Consider the following 19,073-nt stretch of genomic DNA (forward strand, 5'->3'; position numbering starts at 1 on the left):
GCAATCGGACAGCCAGTCGCTGAATGCCGCGCCGGGCCTCACCTCGCTCAGGAGAAGCGGCCGTAGCGGCCCGAAGAATAGAGCAGTGGCTGCTGATCGCTGTGCCAGCAGTCCAGCACCTCGGCAATCGCTACCAGATGGGTGCCGACATGGTGGAAGTCGGTGATCCGGCAGTCGAAGCCGGCGGTACTGGCCAGCAGCGCCGGGTTGCCACTGTCCAGGCGACGCCAGGCGTGCTTGCCGAAACGTTGTTCGGGCGGCAGACGGCCGGCGAAATCATTGGCGGCTTCTTCAGCATTGGCATTCAGCACGTTGACGCAAAAGCGTTTCTGGCGGATCAGGTGCGGGTAGATGCTCGCGCCACTGTTCACTGCGATCAGCACGGTTGGCGGATCGGCAGTCACCGAGCTGAATGCGGTAGCGGTAAGCCCGTAATCGGCATCGCCGCCAGCGCAGGTGATGATGTTCACCGAGGCGGCGGTGCTGCGCATGGCTTGCTTGAAATCGACGGCGTCGACGGTGTCGATGAGAGGTTTTTCCAGAACGAGTACGGTCATGTAAGGCTCGGTGTTCTTGATTTGGGTGGTGGGCGATAGAGCAGGGTGTTTGTCATGGGCCCGCATGCGGTCAATCGGTGGGCTGCCCGCACGAGACTTCTCGACTAACGACGCGCCAGGCCCTGTCGATGCTGGCGTTGCCGGGAATCTCCGGGTTCAGCCATTCCTGCTGGCTGGTGCCGACGCCCGTGAGAATGGCGCCGAAATGCAGTTGTCGTTGAGTCATGCTGTTGTCCCCTGGTCATGCCAGTCGCGAGTGATGGTTACCACGGTGCATAGCGCTGGCGCAGTCGCTCAGCGCTTCATGCGTCGAAGAACGGCTTGTGCAGCAAAGGCGTGGTGCGGATGTCGGCAACCGTGGCGGCGCCGGAGAGTTGCATGACGATGCGCAGTTCCTGCTCGAGCTGTTCGAGCACCCACTGCACCCCTTGCGAGCCATTGAGGGCCAGGCCGTAGAGCACGGGACGACCGACTGCGACCAGATCAGCGCCGGCGGCGATGGCCTTGAACACATCGAGTCCACGGCGGATGCCGCTGTCGAAGATGAGCGGAACCTTGCCCTGCACTTCGTCTGCAACGCGCAGCAATGAGTCGAACGCGCCGGGTGAACCGTCCAGCTGGCGGCCGCCGTGGTTGGAAACCTGAATGCCATCGACACCATGTTGCAGCAGCGCTCGCGCATCCAGCGCAGTGGTCACACCTTTGACGATCAACGGCAGACCACCACTGTGCTTGCTTACGAAATCAAGGCTGTCCAGGCCAATACTGCTGTCGAATGCGAACTCAATCTTACGAGGTCGATTACTCGCATCGAGAAAGTTGCCGGGGGTTGGTATGCGCAGGTTATTGCGCCTGTCTTGCTCGCGGTTACCGCCGACCGTTACGTCTGCAGTCAGAACGATGGCTTTGTAACCCGCAGCATGCGCTCGCTGCAGCAGTTCACGGTTGAAGCCGCTGTCACGCGTTAGGTAGCACTGGAACCATTTGTCACCTTGACTGGCCGAGGCAACTTGTTCGAGGTTCTGGGTCGAGACGGTGCTGACACCCAGCAGTGTTCCGTAAGCAGCGGCGCCTTTTGCCGTGCCGGACTCTGCCGACGGGTGTGCCAGACCGTGCGCTGCCATGGCGGACACTACGATAGGCGCACGTAGTGGGCTGCCGAGGATTTTCGTCTCCAGGCTCTTGACCGTCTTGCCGGTCAGGATGCGCTGGTCGAGGAAGGCTCGGGAGAATGCCGTGCGGTTCTCCCGCAAGGTCTGCTCGTCACCGGCGCCCCGTGCGATGTAATCGAAGGCCGGGCGAGGAATGACCTCTGATGCGAGCGCTTCCAGCTCCAAAAGGTTGTAGGTTTTCGGCGCTTGCCGGGGAGTCGATGAGTCTTTCACGCGGCGTGGGCTTTCTTTGAGTGGCGAGTGCTCGGAACCCAGTGCCGAATGTGCCGCCAGCAGGGCGGCACCTCCAGTGAGCATCCCCAGGGTGTCGCGTCTGCTTGGCGGCATCGTGGTGACTCCTGCTCAGGCGTTCTGGATTTTCTTCGCACTGCCTTGCTGCTCGACCAGCGCGCGAATGCGTGGCAGCAGATCCTGGCCGTACTCCACCGCGTCGCGCAGTTGCTCGAAGCCACGGAACAGAAAGGTGGTGATGCCGGCGTTGTAGTAGTCCAGCGCGGCATCGGCGACCTGATCCGGCGTGCCCACCAGCGAGGTGGAGTTGCCGGCGCCGCCGCTCAGCGCGGCGATTTCGGTCCACAGGCGCTTGTCGTGCACCTTGCGTTGGCCCGCCAGCTCGACCAGCCGTGAAGAGCCCGAGTTGCTGGTGCCGAAGTTCTTGTCGCGGCGCTTGCCCTGGCGCAGATGGATCAGTTCACGGGCATCGGCCAGGATGCGCTCGGCGCGAGCCCAGGCTTCCGCTTCGGTGGCACCGAGGATTGGCCGCAGCGACAGGCTGAAGCGGATGTGCTTTTCGCGGCCGTACTTGGCCGCGGCCTTACGCACCTTGGCGATGCGTTCACGAACCTGCTCCAGTGGCTCGCCCCACATCATGTACACGTCGGCGTGCTTGGCGGCGACTTCCACCGCAGCGTCGGATGCGCCGGAAAAGTAGATCGGTACATGGGGCTTCTGAACCGGCTTGACCAGGGTCAGATTGTCTTCGATACGGTAGTGCTCGCCCTGATGATCGAAGGGCTCGGTGCTCGTCCAGACCTTGCGGAAGATATCCAGATACTCCTCGGTGCGCGTATAGCGGGCGTCCTTGTCGAGGAAGTCGCCATCGCGCTGCAGGTCACCGCTGTCGCCACCGGTGATCACGTTGATCGAGGCACGGCCACGGCTGAGGTGGTCAAGGGTGGCGAACTGCCGGGCGGCGAAGGTCGGCGCCTGGAAGCCTGGGCGGTGCGCGACCAGCAGGCCGAGCTTGTCGGTCACAGCGGCGACATAGCTGGCCAGAATCATCGAATCCGCCGCACTGGTGTTGACCGCCAGCAGCGCCTTGTCGAAACCCCCGTACTCCTGGGCCTGGGCGAATGCCTTGATGAACTCGACGTCGACGGCGGGGCCATGGGCCGCTTGCGATTCACTGCCTTCCTGCGGGCCGATCAGGCCGATAAATTCGAGACTCATTGCGGGGAACTCCTGTTCATTCGGTGGGTGCCGCGTTCATTGGCGCGGCCTCTGGATGCACGTCAAGGCAATGGACGGATACTAGGAAAGGCCTTTTGAACATGCAAAGAACGTATAAAAATATGCTTATGTTATTTTTTAAATTTATTAATCGGCGTGCGTAGTCCCAGGTGCTCGCGCAGGGTGCTGCCCTGGTATTCGGTGCGGAAGATTCCACGCCGCTGCAGCAGCGGCACCACCAGATCGAGAAAGCGCTCGGCGCCGCCCGGCATGTAGGGCGGCATCACCACGAAACCGTCGGCGGCCTCCTGCTCGAACCATTGCTGGATCTGCTCGGCAACCGTCTGTGGTGAACCGATGAACTTGGCGAAAGCCAGGCTCGAGGCGTACCAGCGGCCCAGCTGTTCGAGCGTCCAGCCGGCTTCGATGGCGTTGCCGATCACCACGTCGAAACGCCCCTTGCTGCCGCGGATGTGCTCGCGGATATCCGGTACCAGCGCCTTGGGATCGTGTTGGGCCAAGTCGTAGTTCATGCTCGCCGACATGAATGCCAGGCCAGCGATCGGCAAAATCTGCTCGTCCAGCTCATCGGCCAGGGCGTGGGCCTGTTCATCGGTGTCGGCGATGATCGGGTAAAGGCCTGGCAGCACCTTGACGTCATCGGGCTGGCGGCCGGCGGCGACCACCTGCTCCTTGAATTCGCGGTAGAACGCCTTGGCCTTTTCCAGCGTCGACTGCACCGGGAAGACCACCTCGGCGTTGCGCGCCGCCAGCGACTGAAAGGCCGGCGACACGCCGGCCTGGATCAGCACCGGGTGCCCCTGGGGCGGGGGCGGCAGATTGAGCGGGCCGCGTACCTTGAACCAGTCGCCCTGGTGGTTGGCGTAATGCAGCTTGCTGGCGTCGGCATAGCGGCCGCTGGCCTTGTCGACCAGCAGCGCATCGTTTTCCCAGGTGTCCCAGAGGGTGCGCACCACATCGAGAAATTCGCTGGCCTTGGTGTAGCGCTCGGCGTGGCCGAGATGCTCATCCAGACCGAAGTTGCGGGCCTCGCCGTCGTTCACCGACGTCACCGCATTCCAGGCCGCGCGGCCACCGCTGAAATGATCCAGCGTGGCGAACTGGCGGGCGACATGGAACGGCTGGTGATAGCTGGTGGAAATCGTCGCCCCGAGGCCGATGCGTGAGGTCAGCACGCTGAGCGCCGAGAGCAGTGCCAGGGGTTCGGGCGAACCGCTCGGTCGCCAGGTCACGGCTGCATCGAAGGAGCCGCCATGGATATCGTCCAGGGCCAGCTTGTCGGCCACGAACAGCATGTCCAGTTTGGCGGCTTCGGCCTGTTCGGCCAGGCGCTGGTAATAGCGGATATCCAGCGCATTGCCGACTTCCGCCTCGGGCAGTCGCCAGCCCGCGAGGTGGCTGCCGGCATGACTGACGAACAGCGCCAGGTGCAGTTGCCGGACCATCAACCGGCCACCTGCGTGTGCACCCGGTCGAAGTAGCCGTGGCGGGAATTCAGCAGCGCGGGGATCTCGTCACACAGTCGCGGGTTGCGTGGCTTGCGCGGGTCGATGCTGCTTATCTCGGCACCAACGGTGGACTCCAACGGGGTGACTATTGGGGTTTCGGTGAGCGCGGGCATGGGGCTGTCCTCTTGTCATTACCCGTCGTAGCAGAGGCGAGCAGGCTCATAAGCGAGCGTGCGGCTAACGGGTAGCCGCCAACGGCAGGGTGAGTGCCTGGCGGCGGGGAGATATCAGGCGGTTCTGGCGATCTGCTGGTTGTCGCCCAGCAGGGCATCCACCGCATCAATGATCGGTTGCGCTTCGCTGCGCACCAGCCAGTCCGGGCTGACCTCGGCGAAGTGCACGCGGCGGTCGCTGCCGATCACCACCACGGTCGGTTGCGGCAGCTCCCAGGTGCCGGTACCGGTCACGGCGCCGATACCCGGGCCCTTGCTGAGTGCGGCCTGGCGCGACGGTTCGTCGAATTCGTAGAGAATGCCGAAGCGCCGGGCCAGGGCGTTATCCCGGTCGCTGGCGACCTGCAGGGTCAACCGATGTCTGTCGCGGATCTCCACCAAGCGCTCCGGCACCTGCGGGCTGACTGCCAGCAACGGCACACCACGTTCGCGCAGTGCCGGCTGCAGGTTGCGTTCGTAGTAGGGGATGGCGATGTTGCACGCGGGGCAGCCGGCGAAGCGGAAGAACACCAGCACCGCCGGGCCGTCGGCGACCAGTTGCTCGAGGCTCAGGGTACTGCCGTCGACGCTCTCCAACTCGAAGGTCGTGAGGTTGTCACCAACCTTGATGAAGGCGTCGTGACGCGCCTCGTCCACCAGTTTCTGGCGTTGCTCGATATTGATCTTCAGCGCTTCCGGCGCCCAGGTACGTTCGCGCTCGGCGTGCAGTTCGGCCAGCAAATCGTTCAGCGACTCGCTCATGCCACTTCTCCTTGAGCGCGTTGCAGCGTGTTGCGGTTGGTGGGTACGGCCAGGCCGAAGTTGTCGCGCAGGGTCTGGCCTGCGTATTCGCGGCGCAGCAGGCCGCGGGCTTGCAGCAGCGGCGCCACGTACTCGGTGAAGTAGGCCAGGCCGTCTGGCAGCAGCGAGTTGACGATGAAACCGTCGGCGGCGCCGTCTTCGAACCAGTCCTGCAGGGCGTTGGCCACTTCCTCGGGCGTGCCGACGAAGTCACGGCTGGGCTTCGAGAAACGCAGGGCTACTTCGCGCAGGGTCAGGTTCTCTTCGCGGGCCTGCTGCTTGATGCGGTCGGAGCCGCCTTTCTGGCTGTTGCTACCCAGGTCGCCGAGGTCGGGAAAAGGCGCGTCCAGATCGTGCTTGGAGAAGTCGTAATCGTTGAACGGACGACCCAGCGCAACGATGGCGTCTTCGATGCTCACCAGCTCGACGGCCTGCTGATAGCGGCTTTCCACCTCTTCTGCATCGCGGCCGATGATCGGCCGGATGCCCGGCAGGATGAACAGCTCGTCCGGGTTGCGGCCTGCCTTGGCAGCGCGTTGCTTGAGATCCGCGTAGTAGGCGCGAGCCTCGCTGAAGGATTCCGGGCTGACGAAAATCGCATCGGCATTCTGCGCAGCGAAGTTGCGGCCATCCTCGGAGGTGCCTGCCTGGAAGATCAGCGGTTGGCCCTGGCGCGAGCGCTGGATGTTCAGCGGGCCCTTGACCTTGAAGAACTCGCCCTGGTGATTAAGGGTGTGGAGTTTTTGCGGGTCGAAGAATTCGCCGCTCTGCTTGTCACGGGTGAAGGCATCGTCTTCCCAAGAGTCCCACAACCCCTTGACCACGTTCACGTGCTCGCGGGCGATGCGGTAGCGCGTTGCGTGCGGCGGGTGCTCGGCCTTGCCGAAGTTGTCGGCGGTGCCGGACAGCCACGAGGTGACCACGTTCCAGCCGGCACGCCCACCGCTGATGTGATCCAGCGAGGCGAACTGGCGAGCGACCTGGAATGGCTCGGTGTAGCTCACCGTCACGGTGGCGACCAGGCCGATGTTCTCGGTGACCGCAGCCAGCGCCGAGAGGACGGTCAGTGGCTCGAAGCGGTTGAGGTAGTGCGGGCTGGATTTGGCGTGAATGTGCAGGCTGTCGGCGATAAAGGCGAAGTCGAACTTGGCGCCCTCGGCCAGCTGTGCCTGCTGCTTGTAGAAGCCGAAATTGACGCTGGCATCGGCCAGCGCGTTCGGGTGGCGCCACTCGCCCCAGCCGTGGCCGACGCCGTGAATCATCGCGCCAAGTTTGATCTGTCGTTTGCTCATGGAAAATGCTCCTGTCGGTTTACTGAGGTTGCGCCTGGGCAACTGCTTTGCCCGGCTGTTCGGCGCGGGCGGCGTTGAAGCTGGGGTCGAAGCCATGTGACACATCCACGGCGCGGGTCAGTACCCCTTCTTCCAGGTAGATGTCAGAGACTTGTTGCAGGTTGCTGATCACCTCATCGGTGATCTCGGCACGCGAGTGGATGGTTGCCTGGACGGACTCCAGGTGCACCGCGACGGGCAAGCCGGTCACCCGAGCCTGGGCTTCTGCGTAGGCCTGGTGGTTGTCGTTGGCCCACAGGAAGGCGCGTTCCACGCGCTTGACGAAGTCTTCGAGCTGCACGCGTTTGCCGTCGACGGCGTCCTGGGTGGCAGCCAGGTAGAAGTGGTTGGTCAGTAGCTCGTCGCTGTCGCGCAGGATGCGTGCGCCGTTCTGGGTGATGGCGATGGTGGTGTAGGGATCCCAGGTCGACCAGGCATCAGCGGCGCCGCTTTCCAGGGCACTACGGGCATCGGTGGGCAGCAGGTTGACGAAGGTCACGTCGGAGGTTTTCAGGCCGGCTTCACGCAGTGCCTTGATCACCAGAAAGTGGCCGACGGAGCCGCGATTGGTGACGATGCGCTGGCCCTTGAGGTCGGCCACGGTTTTCAGCGGTGAGTCCTTGGGCACCAGGATCGAGGTGGTGTAACGGCCATCACGTTTGATGATTTCCACCACCTTCAGCGGGGCGCCGGCGCCCAGGGCGAATACATAGGGCGCATCGCCCAGGCCGCCGATATCCACGGCGCCGGCATTCAGCGCTTCGCCGAGCGGAGCAGCAGCGGGAAACTCCGAGAAGTCGATGGTATAGGGCACGTCATCGAGTTCGCCTGCTGCTTGCAGCAGCAGTTTGATGGTGGATTTCTGGTTGGCGACGCGCAGCGGTTCGAGGTCAGCCGCGCTGGCGTAGCTGCCCATCAGCAGGCTAGCGCCCAGTAGGCTGGCGATCAGGGTGCGGATCAACATGAGGTGTCTCCTTCAGATTGTGTTGGCTGTGGCCTGGCTGCGGGCCAGGCCGAAGATTTCTGCCATGCGCCGGCGCTGGTTGATGTCGCCTGGACTACCCAGCCATTCGTCCCTAGCGGAGTCGCGGCGGTACTGAGCGGGCAGGCCGTAAGCACCAATCGGCGGCGGGCAGGGCGGTTGTTTGGGAAGGGAGGCGGCATGTGCCGATTGCCGCACGTGTGTTGCGAGCCATACAGCGCACGGAGCTGCTTTTCACCACGTACTGAGGAAATTGTCGTGGTGTCCGCGAGGCGGGCGTCGATGCCCGGCTGGTCGGCAGGCAGTCGCAATCTGGAAAAGACGGTCATGTACGGCATGCTCCTGGTGGTCGGTCGTGGAAGACGGCCTCCGCCAGGAAAGGGGTCGGTCTGGGATTGACCTTATCTCTCTAATAAATGCCTGTGAAAGTCTTTCTGGTTCTAAGCTAATTATGTAATTTACTTATCTAATGTATTTTTAAATATCAGTAATAAGTATTTAATGAGGGCTGTGAAAAGGTTTTTGGGATGGGATATGAGTAGCAAACGACAGATGAAGCTCGGTGCGGTGCCCATGGGCGTCGGCGGGCCAGGGCGGCATAACCTCTGGCACGATCCGGCGATTCCCGCGGATGCCAGCGTGAACATCGACTGGTTTATCGACCTGGCCCGGCAGGCGGAAGCGGCGCTGTTCGACCTGATCTTCATCGTCGACAGCCAGTTCATCACCCCCGACTCGCCGCCTCATTACCTCAACCGGCTGGAGCCCTTGACGCTGCTCTCCGCGTTGGCCGTCACTACCCGACATATCGGCCTGGTCGGCACCCTGACCACCTCCTACAACGAGCCGTTCAACGTCGCCCGCCGACTGGCCTCGCTGGATCTGATCAGCAAGGGGCGCGCCGGCTGGAACGTGGTCACCAGTGGTGATGCCGGAACTGCCGGCAACTACGGCCGTGACGAGCACTACGATTACGACACCCGCTATGGCCGTGCCCTGGAACACGTGCAGGTGGTGCAGAAGCTGTGGCAGTCCTACGAGGACGATGCGCTGCCGCGTGACCGCGAAACCGGGCAGTTTCTTGATCGCTCCAAGCTGCACCGCACCGATCATAAGGGCGAGTATTTTTCGGTGGTCGGGCCGCTGAACATCCAGCGCTCGCCCCAAGGCCAGCCAGTGATCTTTCAGGCGGGCGACTCCCGGCAGGGTCGCGATCTGGGCGCTGGCATTGCCGATGTGGTGTTTACCCACGCGCCGAGCGTGGAGAAGGGCCAGGCCTTCTACCGCGACATCAAGGAGCGCGCGCAGCAACAGGGCCGCGACCCGGACGCGATCATCATCCTGCCCGGCGCTCAGATCTATATCGGCGATAACGACGAGCAGGCCCGCGAGATCGAACGGCATTACCACGACATCGACCACAGCTTCGAACAGGCCGTGGCCGAGTTCGGGCGCTCCTTCGGCTGGCATGATTTCCGCCAGTACGATCTCGATGCCCCGTTCCCGGTCGAGGCTCTGGAATTTGCCCGCAGCAGCTTCTACACCGCCGCCAAGGCCGCTACCGACCAGGCCGTCAGCAAGGGCTGGACGCTACGTCAGGCGGTTGCCAACGGCCTGACGCTCAGGCCAAACGGCTTCGTCGGCTCGGCCGAAACCGTGGCCAATGAAATGATCCGCTGGTTCGAAGCCCGGGCGCTGGATGGCTTCAACATCTACATCGGCCACCCGGAGCAGTTCAGGCGCTTCACCGAAGAGGTGGTGCCGATCCTGCAGGAGCGTGGGGTCTATCGTCGCCAGTACGAAGGCAGCACCTTGCGTGAGAGCCTGGGGCTGGCGATTCCTGCTAACCGACGTTCGTCGTGAGTTTGCCTTTCGAGGCATCTGCAGGCCCTGAGTACTTCATGTCGCTCGCCTTGGCTGAAGGGCGGCAAGCTTTACCGGCGTGCTTGCCGAACCCGCCGGTCGGCTGCGTGTTGGTTCGAGAGGGCCGCGTCGTCAGCCGAGGCCACACCCAGGCGCCTGGCCAGCATCATGCCGAAGCAATGGCCCTGGCCCAACTGCCAGCGAGAAGTCAGCAGGGCCTGACGGCTTACGTCACCCTGGAACCCTGCTCGTTTCATGGCCGTACGCCGTCATGCGCGCAGGCCTTGGTCAGTCAGGGTATCGAACGGGTATTCATCGCCATGCTGGATCCCGATCCGAGAAATGCAGGGGCCGGCGCCCGAATACTTGTTGACGCCGGGATTGAGGTCGTCATCGGGGTCAGCGCTGACGAAGCTGAACGCGATCTGCGGGAGTACCTGGTGTGTATTGCTACGGATGCGTGACATGAGCTGTTTTAGACGTTTCTGCTTTCCAGCCGCTGCGCCGCTCGCAGTGTTGCCTGACGGCGGCGCTCGATAAACCTCGCACTTTGCTCGCGCACCCGCGCCACCAGCGCTGGAGTAGCAGTGCGCGGCGAGCCGGATGAGTAGGGTGGTTCTGGGTCGTATTCCATTTGCAGCTGTATGGCCTGGGCTTGCTCGTTACCGGCGATCTCGGCAACCACGTTCAGGGCAAAGTCGATGCCGGATGTGACGCCTGCACCCGTGATCCGGTTGCGGTCGCGCACCACTGACGGGCTTACTCATGGCCGCTCCATGGTGCTAAGCGCCGGTTCAAGGGAGGCCAACGGCAGGCTCACTTGCAGCGCACAGATCGCTGCGTTGTCCAGTTGCCAGTCGAACAAGTCGTGGTGATCGCCCCGTGCGATGGCGCGGATGACCTTGGCCACGAAGCCGTGGGCGACCAGCAGCACGGTAGCGTCGGCATAGTGCTCGAGCAGCCGCGTCAGGCCCGTATGAGCGCGGGCGAATACTGCGGCGATGGTTTCGCCGCCGTCGGGCGCCGCGTGCCATTGGCGGGTGATGTTTCTCGCCCACAGGTCGGGAAAGGCCGTGCGCGCTTCGTCCTGAGTGAGACCTTCGAACACACCCACATTGCGCTCGCGGAACGCGTCGTCCGTGATTACCGCGGCTGCCGTGTCATGACGCAAAACCTCTGCGGTCTGGCGAGCGCGGAGCAGTGGGGAGCTGATCACTACGTCGATGCTGTCGGGTAACTGGGCTCGCAGCCTTTGCGCTTGAGCGATGCCGGCGTCGTTCAAGGGTGGATCGAGGGCGCCGAGGTAGCGATGCTCGAGGTTGAATGCCGTTTGCCCGTGGCGCACCAGTAACAGTTTCATGCCGCGGCGCTCGCGCGCTGCCGGCCCGGAATGGCGGCGATCAGTTCACGGGTGTAGTCGCTGGCCGGATGATCGAACACCTGGCTTACCGGGCCTTGCTCGATCATCTTGCCGTTGCGCAGCACCAGCACCTGATCGGCGACGTTGGCCACTACGGACAGGTCGTGGGACACCAGCACGTAGGCGATGCCCAGCTCGCGCTGCAGTTCGAGGAGCAGGTCGAGGATCTGTGCCTGCACCGAGACATCCAGCGCCGAGACTGGTTCGTCGAGCAGCAGCAGGTCCGGCTTGAGTGCCAGGGCACGGGCAATGGCGACGCGCTGGCGCTGACCGCCGGAGAGCTCGCGGGGCAGGCGATCCAGGTAGCTGATCGGCAGATGCACGCGGCTGATCAGCTCGCGGGCGGCCTGCTCCAGTGCCGGCCCCTTGAGCAAGCCGAAAGACACCAGTGGCTCGACGATGCTGTCGAAGATGGTGAAGCGCGGGTCTAGGGCGGCGAAGGGATTCTGCTGTACCAGCTGCATGCGCTGGCGTAGCGGGCGAAAGGCGCGCCAGCTGAGGTCGGTGATGTCCTGCTGTTCGAACAGCACGCGGCCCTGGCTGGGTTTCTCCAGGCCCAAAGCGATACGCAGTGCGGTGCTCTTGCCCGATCCGGACTCGCCGACGATGGCCAGGGTCTGGCCGGGGTAGACCTGCAGGCTGAGGTCTTCCAGCGCCACGAAGCTGCTGTCCTCGCCCTTGACCCGTGGCAGGGCGAAGCGCTTGCCGACGTTGTGCAGGCTGAGGATCGGCGTGGCATCGGCTGCAATCTGCTCGTGTGCTCGCACCTTGCGGCGGTTGGAAAAGGCCGGTGCAGCGGCGATCAGCGCGCGGGTGTAATCATGTTGAGGCGCCGTGAGGATCTGCTTCGGCGGGCCCTGTTCGACCAGTTCGCCTTGTTTCATCACCAGGATGCGGTTGGCACGATCCGTGGCCACGCCGAGGTCGTGGGTGATGATCAGCAGGGAAATGCCACGCTCGGCGACCAGGCGTTGCAGGTGGTCGAGGATGCGCCGTTGCACGGTGACGTCCAGCGCGCTGGTCGGCTCGTCGGCGATGATCAGCCGCGGGTTGCCAGCCAGGGCAATGGCGATCAGTACCCGCTGACGCATGCCGCCGGAGAGCTCGTGTGGGTACTGGTGGGCGCGCAACAGCGGCTTGTCCAGACCGACCTGTTCCAGCAGCTCGATCACGTCGGCATCGACACCGGGGTAGCGCCGACCCTGGGCGAGAATCAGCGCTTCGCCGATCTGCTTGCCGATGCGCAGAGTCGGGTTGAGGCTGACCATCGGGCCCTGTGGCACCAGGCCGATGGTCCGTCCACGCAGGCCGCGCTTCTGCCGTTCGCTGGCGTGGGTCAGGTCGACGCCATCGACGTGCAGCTCTCCAGCGGTGATCGCTGCGCTGTCGGGCAGCAGGCCGAGAATGGCGTTGGCCAGGGTCGACTTGCCCGAACCGGACTCCCCGACGATGGCCACCGTTTCACCCTGGGCGACGGAAAAAGACAGGCCTTTCACCGCATCGGTGGTCTGCCCGGCGGAGCGATAGCTGACGGCCAGGTTGCGGATGTCGATCAGTGCGCTGCTGCTCATCGCTGGGTCTCCTCGAGGGTGCGGGCGATATGGTTGAGGCTGAACACCACGGCCACCACGAACAGCCCGGGCAGCAGTGACACCCAGGGTGCGGTGATCAGGAAGTGGCGACCGTTGGCGATCAGCGTGCCCCATTCCGCGGCCGGTGGCGCGGCGCCGAAACCGAGGAACGACAGCCCGGCGGTGGCCAGGATGGCCGCGCCGAAGTCCAGAGTAGCCAGTACCGCTACCGGGCCCCAGGCGTTGGGCAGAATGTGCCGCAGAAGAGTGCGGCCCCAACTGGCGCCACCCAGGCGTGCGGCCTCGACATAGGGCAGCGTCTTGACGCGCAGCACTTCGGCGCGGGTGGTGCGGGCGAAGCCGGGGATGATGCCCACGCCCACGGCAATCGCCACCGGGATGGTGCCGAAGCCGATAGCGGTGACGATGGCCAGCGCCAGCAGCAGCCCGGGCAGGGCCAGCAATACATCGACGAAACGCATGATCACCGCATCGATACGCCCGCCGGCGAAGCCCGATAGCACGCCGAGGCCGAGCCCGCCGAACAGGGCGATGCCCACCGCCAGCAAAGCGGCCTGTACCGACAGGCTGGAGCCGTAGACCACACGGGTGTAGAGGTCGCGGCCCAGCTCATCGGTGCCGAACCAGTGCAGCGCGTTGGGCGCGGTGAGTTTGTCCGTTGGCGACGTCGCGTAGGGATCGAAGCCTGTCAGCAGTTGCGGCACCAGTGCCGCTACCAGGGCGAACAGCACCACCGCCAGTGCCAGGCTGAAGCCCGGTTTGCGCAGCAACGGGCGTAGCGCCGCAGTGGCCCGTTGCAGGCGGCTGCGACGGCGCCAGGTCAACGACACGCTGGCCGGTGAATGAGACAACGAGGAAAGGCGGCTATCGGCATTCATGGTCAGGACACCTTTGGCGCATGGGCGATGCGCGGATCGAGGTAGGGGTAGAGCAGGTCGACGATCAGGTTCACCAGCACAAAGGCGGCGGCTGACACGGCGACGATCGCCAGCACCACCGGAATGTCCTGGCGCAGTACCGCCTCCTGAGCGAGGCGGCCGACACCGTTGCGGGCGAAGATGGTCTCCACCAGCACCGCGCCGGATACCGTGTTGCCCACCTGCAGGCCGATCAGGGTGAGGATCGGCAGGGCGGCGTTCTTGAAACCGTGGCGGGCCTGCACCTGCCAGCGGCTCAGGCCCTTGGCATAGGCCGTGGCGATATAGGGTTCCTGCCATACGCCCTGAAAGCCGCGTTGCAGTACCTGGGCGTACACCGCCGCACTGGGGATCGCCAGGGTCACGGCCGGCAGGATCAGGCTGTCGAAGCCGCGGCTACCGGTGGCCGGGAACCAGCCGAGGCTGAAGGCGAACACCTGTATCAGCAGCAGGCCCATCCAGAACACCGGCACCGAAAAGCCCAGGGAAGGCAGGCGGGCCAGCGCCACTTTCAGGGGCTGCCAGCGCACGTAGGCCGTCAGGTAGGCCAGGCCGATACCGCCGATCATCGACAGCACGATGGCCAGGCCGGCCAACGACAGGGTCTGCGGCAGGCGCTCGACGAGCAGTTCGCTGACCGGGCGGTTGAGCGACAGCGATTGCCCGAAGTCGCCCTGAATCGCGCCCCAGAGCAAGCTGAAGTACTGCTCGAAAATGCCCTTGTCCAGGCCGTAGTAGGCCTGCGCCTTGGCCAGGTCTTCTGGCGACAGCGCATCGGCCTCCATGCCCGAGGCGCTGAGCATGATCGACAGGGTGTCACCCGGCAGCAGGTAGAGGATGAAGTAGGTGATGCTGTAGGCACCCCATAGCACCAGCAGCGCCTGGCCGACCCGGCCGATCAGGTAGCGGTTCATGGTTCACCGACCTCGATGTCGTTGAGCAGCGCGAAGCCCTCGGCGGTCCAGCGGAAGTTCTTCACCCGTTGCGCCGTGGCGGCTTGCCAGAGGCGCTCGGCGATCGGAAAGGCGGACGCCTCGTCGACCAGCAGATCTTGCAGGTCGCCATAGGCCTGTGCGCGTTGTTCGGCCTGCGTGGCGGTGATGCCGGCATCGAACAGGGCCTTGGCCTTGTCCAGCGTCTGTGGCTCGTAGATGTTGGTGGCCAGGGTCGAGCTGTTGGCAGTACGCGGATCGAGGATGGTCTGCAGGATGATCGGATCGGCGCGGGTCATGTAGGTGGACGTCAGGTCATAGTTGCCCTGAGCGTTTGCGGTCGTCCACTCGGCGCGGGTGACCACGGCCAGTTTGAGCTCGATGCCGATCTTGCGCAGTTGATCCTGGATCAGCACGTCGCCGGCGGTTTCCGCACCCTGGATGTTGTAGCTCAGGCTCAGGCGCTTGCCGTCCTTGCTGCGGTAGCCGTCGGCGCCTTTGCTCCAGCCCGCGGCGTCGAGCAGTTGTTCGGCACCCTGCGGGTCATAGGCGAACTTGTCGCCCTGGTCCTTGAAGTAGGGTGTGGTCACGTCATAGATGCCCTTCACCACCGGGAAGTCGGCGTTGTACACGGTGCTGGCGTAGGTCTTGCGGTCGATGCCTTTCTGCAGCGCCAGGCGCACCTGTTTGTCAGCCAGCAGGCGCCCATCGCGGGTGTTGGGGTACAGGTTCAGCGCAGGGCCCGGCAGGGAGCGGCTCTGGATGGTCGCGCCTTTGGACTGCAGCAGCTTGAGGTCCACTTCGGAGAACGGGTTGCGTGGCCAGAGGATGTCGGCCTGGCCCTGCAGGAACAGGCCGTTGCGTACGCTCTCCTCGGGGATGTAGCTGATTTCCACGGCATCCAGATGAGCTTCGCCGCGGTTCTTCACGTTGGCCGAGGCCCAGGCGTAACCCTGACGCTTGACCAGCTTCGCGCCGACTTCGGGCGTGTAGTGCTCGAGCACGAACGGGCCGGTGCCGATGATCTTGCCGAGCGAGCGCTCCTTGGCGCTGAGCGCGTAGGAGGCCGGGGCGAGGATCGACAGGTTGGTGGTGGAGGTGGCCTGCAGGAAACCGGCGTTCGGCTGCGACAGCACCAGCCTGACGGTGAAGTCGTCGACCACTTCGGCGTGATCGTAGCCCGCCAGGTAGGTGGCGCCGAAGGTGGCGGGAAGCTCGGTGGCCAGGGCCTTGTTGCTGTCGAAGGCGGTCTTCACGGCGTTGGCATCGAAACGTTCGCCGTTGCTGAAGGTGACGTCGTCACGCAGCGTGAAGGTGTAGTTGAGGGCGTCATCGCTGATTTCCCAGCTTTTTGCAAGCCAGGGAATGATCTTGCCGCTGTCCGGATCCTGATCGGTGAGTGACTCGGCGACGTTGCGCAGCAGTACGCGGTGCTCCAGCCAGTACACCTGGAAGGGGTCGACGCTGACCAAGGTGGTGTTATCGCCGAAGAAAGCGATGTTCAGGGTTTTGCTGGCAGCCTCGTCGGTGGACGGCGAGCAACCTACCAGGCTGAGGGCAAGGGCGCAGGAGGCCAGCAGGTGCGTCGCAAGGCGGTTTTTTTTCATCTCGTCTTCCCACTATGTTGAATGAATTGCATACAAGGGATTCCAGGCAAAATGGCCGCACTGCCCGTAGGCAATGCGGCCTTGTAGTCAGAAGTCGTAGGCGAGTTTGGTGTACCAGAAGCCGCCGCCAGGGTGGAACGGAGGGTTGCCGTAGTTGTATTTGAAGGCCGCCTGAGTGATGCCGTTGTTGTCAGGCTTGACGTTGAAGATGTTGGTGCCGCCAACGCTGACCGTCAGGCTGTCGAACAGCAGGTAGGAGAGATCCAGGTCGGTGATCCACTTGGCTTCGAAGGTGCGATCCTGGGCGGCGTTCTGCTGCCAGGTTTCGACCTTGCCGTAGCGAGTGGTCTGCAGGTTGGCGGCGAAGTTGCCCAGGCTCCAGTTCGCACCCAGCACCCATTTGCTGCGTGGCGTTGCGGCGACCACCAGGCCTTCGGAGGCATGCCCGGCCACTTCGATACCGGCGTTCTGCAAGAACGACGGGCTGTCTCGCTTATCGCGAACAGTGGTTTTGTTGTAGTTGAAGGCCGCGCTCCAGCGCACATCGCCCCAGGCGCCGAACTCACTGCGGTGGTCCGCTACCAGATCGATGCCTCGGGTACGTGTGTTGAACGCGTTGGTGTAGTAGCTGACCCAGGTATTGCGTGCCACGCCCGCCGACTCGAGGATGTCGCCGATTGGGCCTGCGCCACCGCCGGGTGCTGCGATGTTGTCGCTGAGCACGATGCGGTCGTCGATGTCGATCAGGTAGGCGTCGGCAGTAAAGCTGGTACGCGGCGCAGGCTGCCAGGTCACGCCCAAACCCAGGTTGCGCGATTTTTCCGGTTTCAGATCGGATGCACCCAGGGCCTGGCCCAGCGCGCTATCCGGCGTGGCGGTATAGCGCAGGGCCGGCACTGCGTTGCCGTTGGCATCTGCAGCCGTGCGGTTATCGGAAACGGTATAACCGAGCTGAGTCAGAGACGGAGCCCGGAAGCCCGAGCCAAGCGTGCCGCGCAGTGCTACCTGGTCGGTCAGTTCGTAGCGCGAATTGAGCTTGAAGCTGAAGGTGTTTTCCTTGATGTCGTCATAGTGCTCGAGTCGGCCGGCCAGGCCCACGTACCAGCGCTCACTGAGGTCGAAGCCGAAATCCAGATAGCCTGCGAGGTTGTTGCGTTTGACGTCGGCTTCATCCTCCGGGCGAATGGCCACGACTGCCTGGGCACCGACCGATGGCTGCGCGCCATTGGCGCCGTTCAGCGGGCTACCGACCGGGAAGGTGTAGGGGCCGACACTGTAGGCACGCGGATCGCTGCCCGCGAAGGTTTGGAAACGCTCCCAGCGGTGCTCCAGGCCAGCGGATACCTGGGTTGGTACCGCAAGCCCGAATACGCCGTCGAAGGCGCGGGTGATGTCCAGGTTGTTGACCCACTGCTCGAACTGCAGGGTGGCCAGGTCGTCCCACGAGGTTGGTGAGTCGGGGCCGTAAGTGGGGTTGATGGTCAGGTCGCTGGAGTGCTCGATCTTGTTGCGGCCGTAGGTGGTGGACAGATCCCAATCCCAGTCCGCCACGTTGCCTTTGCCACCAAACAGAAATTGGTAATCCGTGTCCTTGAGGTTGTTCAGCGGGTAGTAGCCGTCTGGGAACAGTTCGGGGATCGAGGCCGCGCCCCTGGCCGTGCGCAACTGATTCAACGCCTCGGTTTTGCGCTCGCCGTAGGTCGCATACGAGTACAGCTTCAGATCATCTGCCAATGGCAGTTCGGCGTTGTAAGCCAGGTTGAAGGCCTCCAGATCGGGGTCGCCATTCTTGGTGCTTACTCGATCCCAGGCCGCCTGACGCTCAGGCTCGAAATAGGCTTGCACGGTGCTCGGCGACTTGCCGACCCAGGTTGCCGTACCGCGCTTGCGAGCATCTGCGGAAAGGTGCACGAAGCCCCCTTCGGTGCCCAGTGCAAAGCCGTGGTCTGCGGCGGTTTTAATGGTTTCGCCCTGGCCGGAGAAGAGCTTCCCGTAGCTGGTCTCGACATGGCCGCCAGAGGTATTGCCCTTAAGGATGATATTGATCACCCCGGCGACGGCGTCCGAGCCGTACTGGGCCGCGGCGCTGTCTTTGAGCACTTCGATATGCGAGACGGCACTGACCGGGATCTGATCGATATCCACCGCGTTCGCACCGCTGTTATCAGTGCTGCCATTGGCGGGTGCGGCGCCGTTATGGCGGCGTTTGCCGTTGACCAGTACCAGCGTATAGGCCGGGCCCAGGCCACGGTTGCTCAGCGGGCGGATCGAGGAGTTGACCCCGGCGATGTTGGTGCCGAAGTTGAACGACGGCAGCAGCTTGGAAATCGCCTCGGAGAGCTCGGCGCGCCCGGTCTTGAGCAGTTGCTCGCTGTTGATGATGTCGATTGGTGTTGGGCTATCGGCCACCGTGCGTTGCTGCCCACGGACACCGGTGGAGATCACGTTGACGGTCTCCAGGCGTGTTTCGCTGCTCTGCGCCTGCACGCCGGGCGCCAGCAGGCAGGCCAGTGAGAGTACCGAGAAGGTCAGCCCGGCACGGGCTGGGGCGCTGCGCAGGTGGCGCAGCCGTGAAGTGGAAAAAGGTCTTGCCATGGCGCTTATCCCTGTCTGAAAGGCTGCGGCGACGGCCAATGCGGCGTCGTCCGAAAAGGTGTCCACCGCCGTGCGCGAGGCGCACGAAACCCTGACGCGCCTGTTTTCACCTGCGCGTTTTATGGGAGTGGTGGGGAGCGACAAGGCGGTGGTAGATCGCTCGAGGTCTTGCGG

18 protein-coding genes are annotated in these 19,073 nt (G+C 63.7%); 2 read left to right on the plus strand and 16 right to left on the minus strand.

The window, feature by feature from the left end; translation table 11 throughout:
- Window positions 1-47: 47 nt before the first annotated feature.
- The 9 genes from K5Q02_RS15615 to K5Q02_RS15655 all read right to left on the minus strand — a co-directional run bounded on the left by K5Q02_RS15615 (window position 48) and on the right by K5Q02_RS15655 (window position 7,955).
- Window positions 48-557, minus strand: coding sequence for a flavin reductase family protein (locus tag K5Q02_RS15615; RefSeq protein ID WP_225832016.1), 510 nt, complete (start codon window positions 555-557; stop codon window positions 48-50).
- Window positions 558-627: 70 nt separating this feature from the next.
- Window positions 628-783, minus strand: a complete 156-nt coding sequence (locus K5Q02_RS15620; RefSeq protein ID WP_225832018.1) for a hypothetical protein — start codon at window positions 781-783, stop codon at window positions 628-630.
- 76 nt (window positions 784-859) lie between these two features.
- The gene (locus K5Q02_RS15625; RefSeq protein WP_225832020.1) at window positions 860-2,056 is read right to left on the minus strand and encodes an alpha-hydroxy-acid oxidizing protein; all 1,197 of its coding nucleotides are present in this window, start codon (window positions 2,054-2,056) and stop codon (window positions 860-862) included.
- A gap of 15 nt (window positions 2,057-2,071) precedes the next feature.
- On the minus strand, window positions 2,072-3,178 hold the full coding sequence (locus K5Q02_RS15630; RefSeq protein WP_225832022.1) for an LLM class flavin-dependent oxidoreductase: 1,107 nt from the start codon (window positions 3,176-3,178) through the stop codon (window positions 2,072-2,074).
- A 131-nt stretch (window positions 3,179-3,309) separates the two neighbouring features.
- On the minus strand, window positions 3,310-4,644 hold the full coding sequence (locus K5Q02_RS15635) for an LLM class flavin-dependent oxidoreductase (protein ID WP_225832024.1): 1,335 nt from the start codon (window positions 4,642-4,644) through the stop codon (window positions 3,310-3,312).
- Window positions 4,644-4,820, minus strand: a complete 177-nt coding sequence (locus K5Q02_RS15640; RefSeq protein WP_225832026.1) for a hypothetical protein — start codon at window positions 4,818-4,820, stop codon at window positions 4,644-4,646. Before K5Q02_RS15640 ends, K5Q02_RS15635 begins: the two co-directional genes overlap by 1 nt.
- 114 nt (window positions 4,821-4,934) lie before the next feature.
- Complete coding sequence (locus K5Q02_RS15645) at window positions 4,935-5,621, minus strand: peroxiredoxin-like family protein (RefSeq protein ID WP_225832027.1); 687 nt, start codon at window positions 5,619-5,621, stop codon at window positions 4,935-4,937.
- Window positions 5,618-6,952, minus strand: coding sequence for an LLM class flavin-dependent oxidoreductase (locus tag K5Q02_RS15650; RefSeq protein ID WP_225832029.1), 1,335 nt, complete (start codon window positions 6,950-6,952; stop codon window positions 5,618-5,620). Before K5Q02_RS15650 ends, K5Q02_RS15645 begins: the two co-directional genes overlap by 4 nt.
- A 19-nt stretch (window positions 6,953-6,971) precedes the next feature.
- The gene (locus K5Q02_RS15655) at window positions 6,972-7,955 is read right to left on the minus strand and encodes an ABC transporter substrate-binding protein (RefSeq protein WP_225832031.1); all 984 of its coding nucleotides are present in this window, start codon (window positions 7,953-7,955) and stop codon (window positions 6,972-6,974) included.
- 552 nt (window positions 7,956-8,507) lie between these two features.
- On the opposite strand from K5Q02_RS15655, the gene K5Q02_RS15660 reads away from it, so the two are divergent.
- Both K5Q02_RS15660 and K5Q02_RS15665 read left to right on the plus strand, forming a co-directional pair.
- Window positions 8,508-9,836 (plus strand): LLM class flavin-dependent oxidoreductase, encoded by a 1,329-nt coding sequence (locus tag K5Q02_RS15660; RefSeq protein WP_225832033.1) that lies wholly within the window; start codon window positions 8,508-8,510, stop codon window positions 9,834-9,836.
- A 38-nt stretch (window positions 9,837-9,874) separates the two neighbouring features.
- The gene (locus K5Q02_RS15665) at window positions 9,875-10,300 is read left to right on the plus strand and encodes a bifunctional diaminohydroxyphosphoribosylaminopyrimidine deaminase/5-amino-6-(5-phosphoribosylamino)uracil reductase RibD (protein ID WP_225832034.1); all 426 of its coding nucleotides are present in this window, start codon (window positions 9,875-9,877) and stop codon (window positions 10,298-10,300) included.
- 11 nt (window positions 10,301-10,311) lie between these two features.
- Here the strand turns inward: K5Q02_RS15665 and K5Q02_RS15670 are convergent, their stop codons facing one another.
- From K5Q02_RS15670 to K5Q02_RS15700, 7 genes are all read right to left on the minus strand, one after another.
- Window positions 10,312-10,584 carry a hypothetical protein gene (locus K5Q02_RS15670; RefSeq protein WP_225832037.1) on the minus strand — a complete coding sequence of 91 codons (273 nt, stop codon included), beginning with the start codon at window positions 10,582-10,584 and terminating at the stop codon, window positions 10,312-10,314.
- A 15-nt stretch (window positions 10,585-10,599) separates the two neighbouring features.
- Complete coding sequence (locus K5Q02_RS15675; protein WP_225832040.1) at window positions 10,600-11,196, minus strand: histidine phosphatase family protein; 597 nt, start codon at window positions 11,194-11,196, stop codon at window positions 10,600-10,602.
- Complete coding sequence (locus tag K5Q02_RS15680; RefSeq protein WP_225832041.1) at window positions 11,193-12,827, minus strand: dipeptide ABC transporter ATP-binding protein; 1,635 nt, start codon at window positions 12,825-12,827, stop codon at window positions 11,193-11,195. The genes K5Q02_RS15675 and K5Q02_RS15680 overlap by 4 nt, the downstream gene beginning before the upstream one ends.
- Window positions 12,824-13,726 carry an ABC transporter permease gene (locus K5Q02_RS15685; protein WP_225832043.1) on the minus strand — a complete coding sequence of 301 codons (903 nt, stop codon included), beginning with the start codon at window positions 13,724-13,726 and terminating at the stop codon, window positions 12,824-12,826. Before K5Q02_RS15685 ends, K5Q02_RS15680 begins: the two co-directional genes overlap by 4 nt.
- A 2-nt stretch (window positions 13,727-13,728) precedes the next feature.
- Window positions 13,729-14,679, minus strand: coding sequence for an ABC transporter permease (locus tag K5Q02_RS15690; protein ID WP_225832045.1), 951 nt, complete (start codon window positions 14,677-14,679; stop codon window positions 13,729-13,731).
- On the minus strand, window positions 14,676-16,304 hold the full coding sequence (locus K5Q02_RS15695) for an ABC transporter substrate-binding protein (protein WP_225832047.1): 1,629 nt from the start codon (window positions 16,302-16,304) through the stop codon (window positions 14,676-14,678). The genes K5Q02_RS15690 and K5Q02_RS15695 overlap by 4 nt, the downstream gene beginning before the upstream one ends.
- An 87-nt stretch (window positions 16,305-16,391) precedes the next feature.
- On the minus strand, window positions 16,392-18,899 hold the full coding sequence (locus tag K5Q02_RS15700) for a TonB-dependent receptor plug domain-containing protein (RefSeq protein ID WP_225832049.1): 2,508 nt from the start codon (window positions 18,897-18,899) through the stop codon (window positions 16,392-16,394).
- Between the last annotated feature and the right edge of the window lie 174 nt (window positions 18,900-19,073).

It is taken from the genome of Pseudomonas sp. MM211, from assembly GCF_020386635.1.
Lineage (GTDB): Bacteria > Pseudomonadota > Gammaproteobacteria > Pseudomonadales > Pseudomonadaceae > Aquipseudomonas.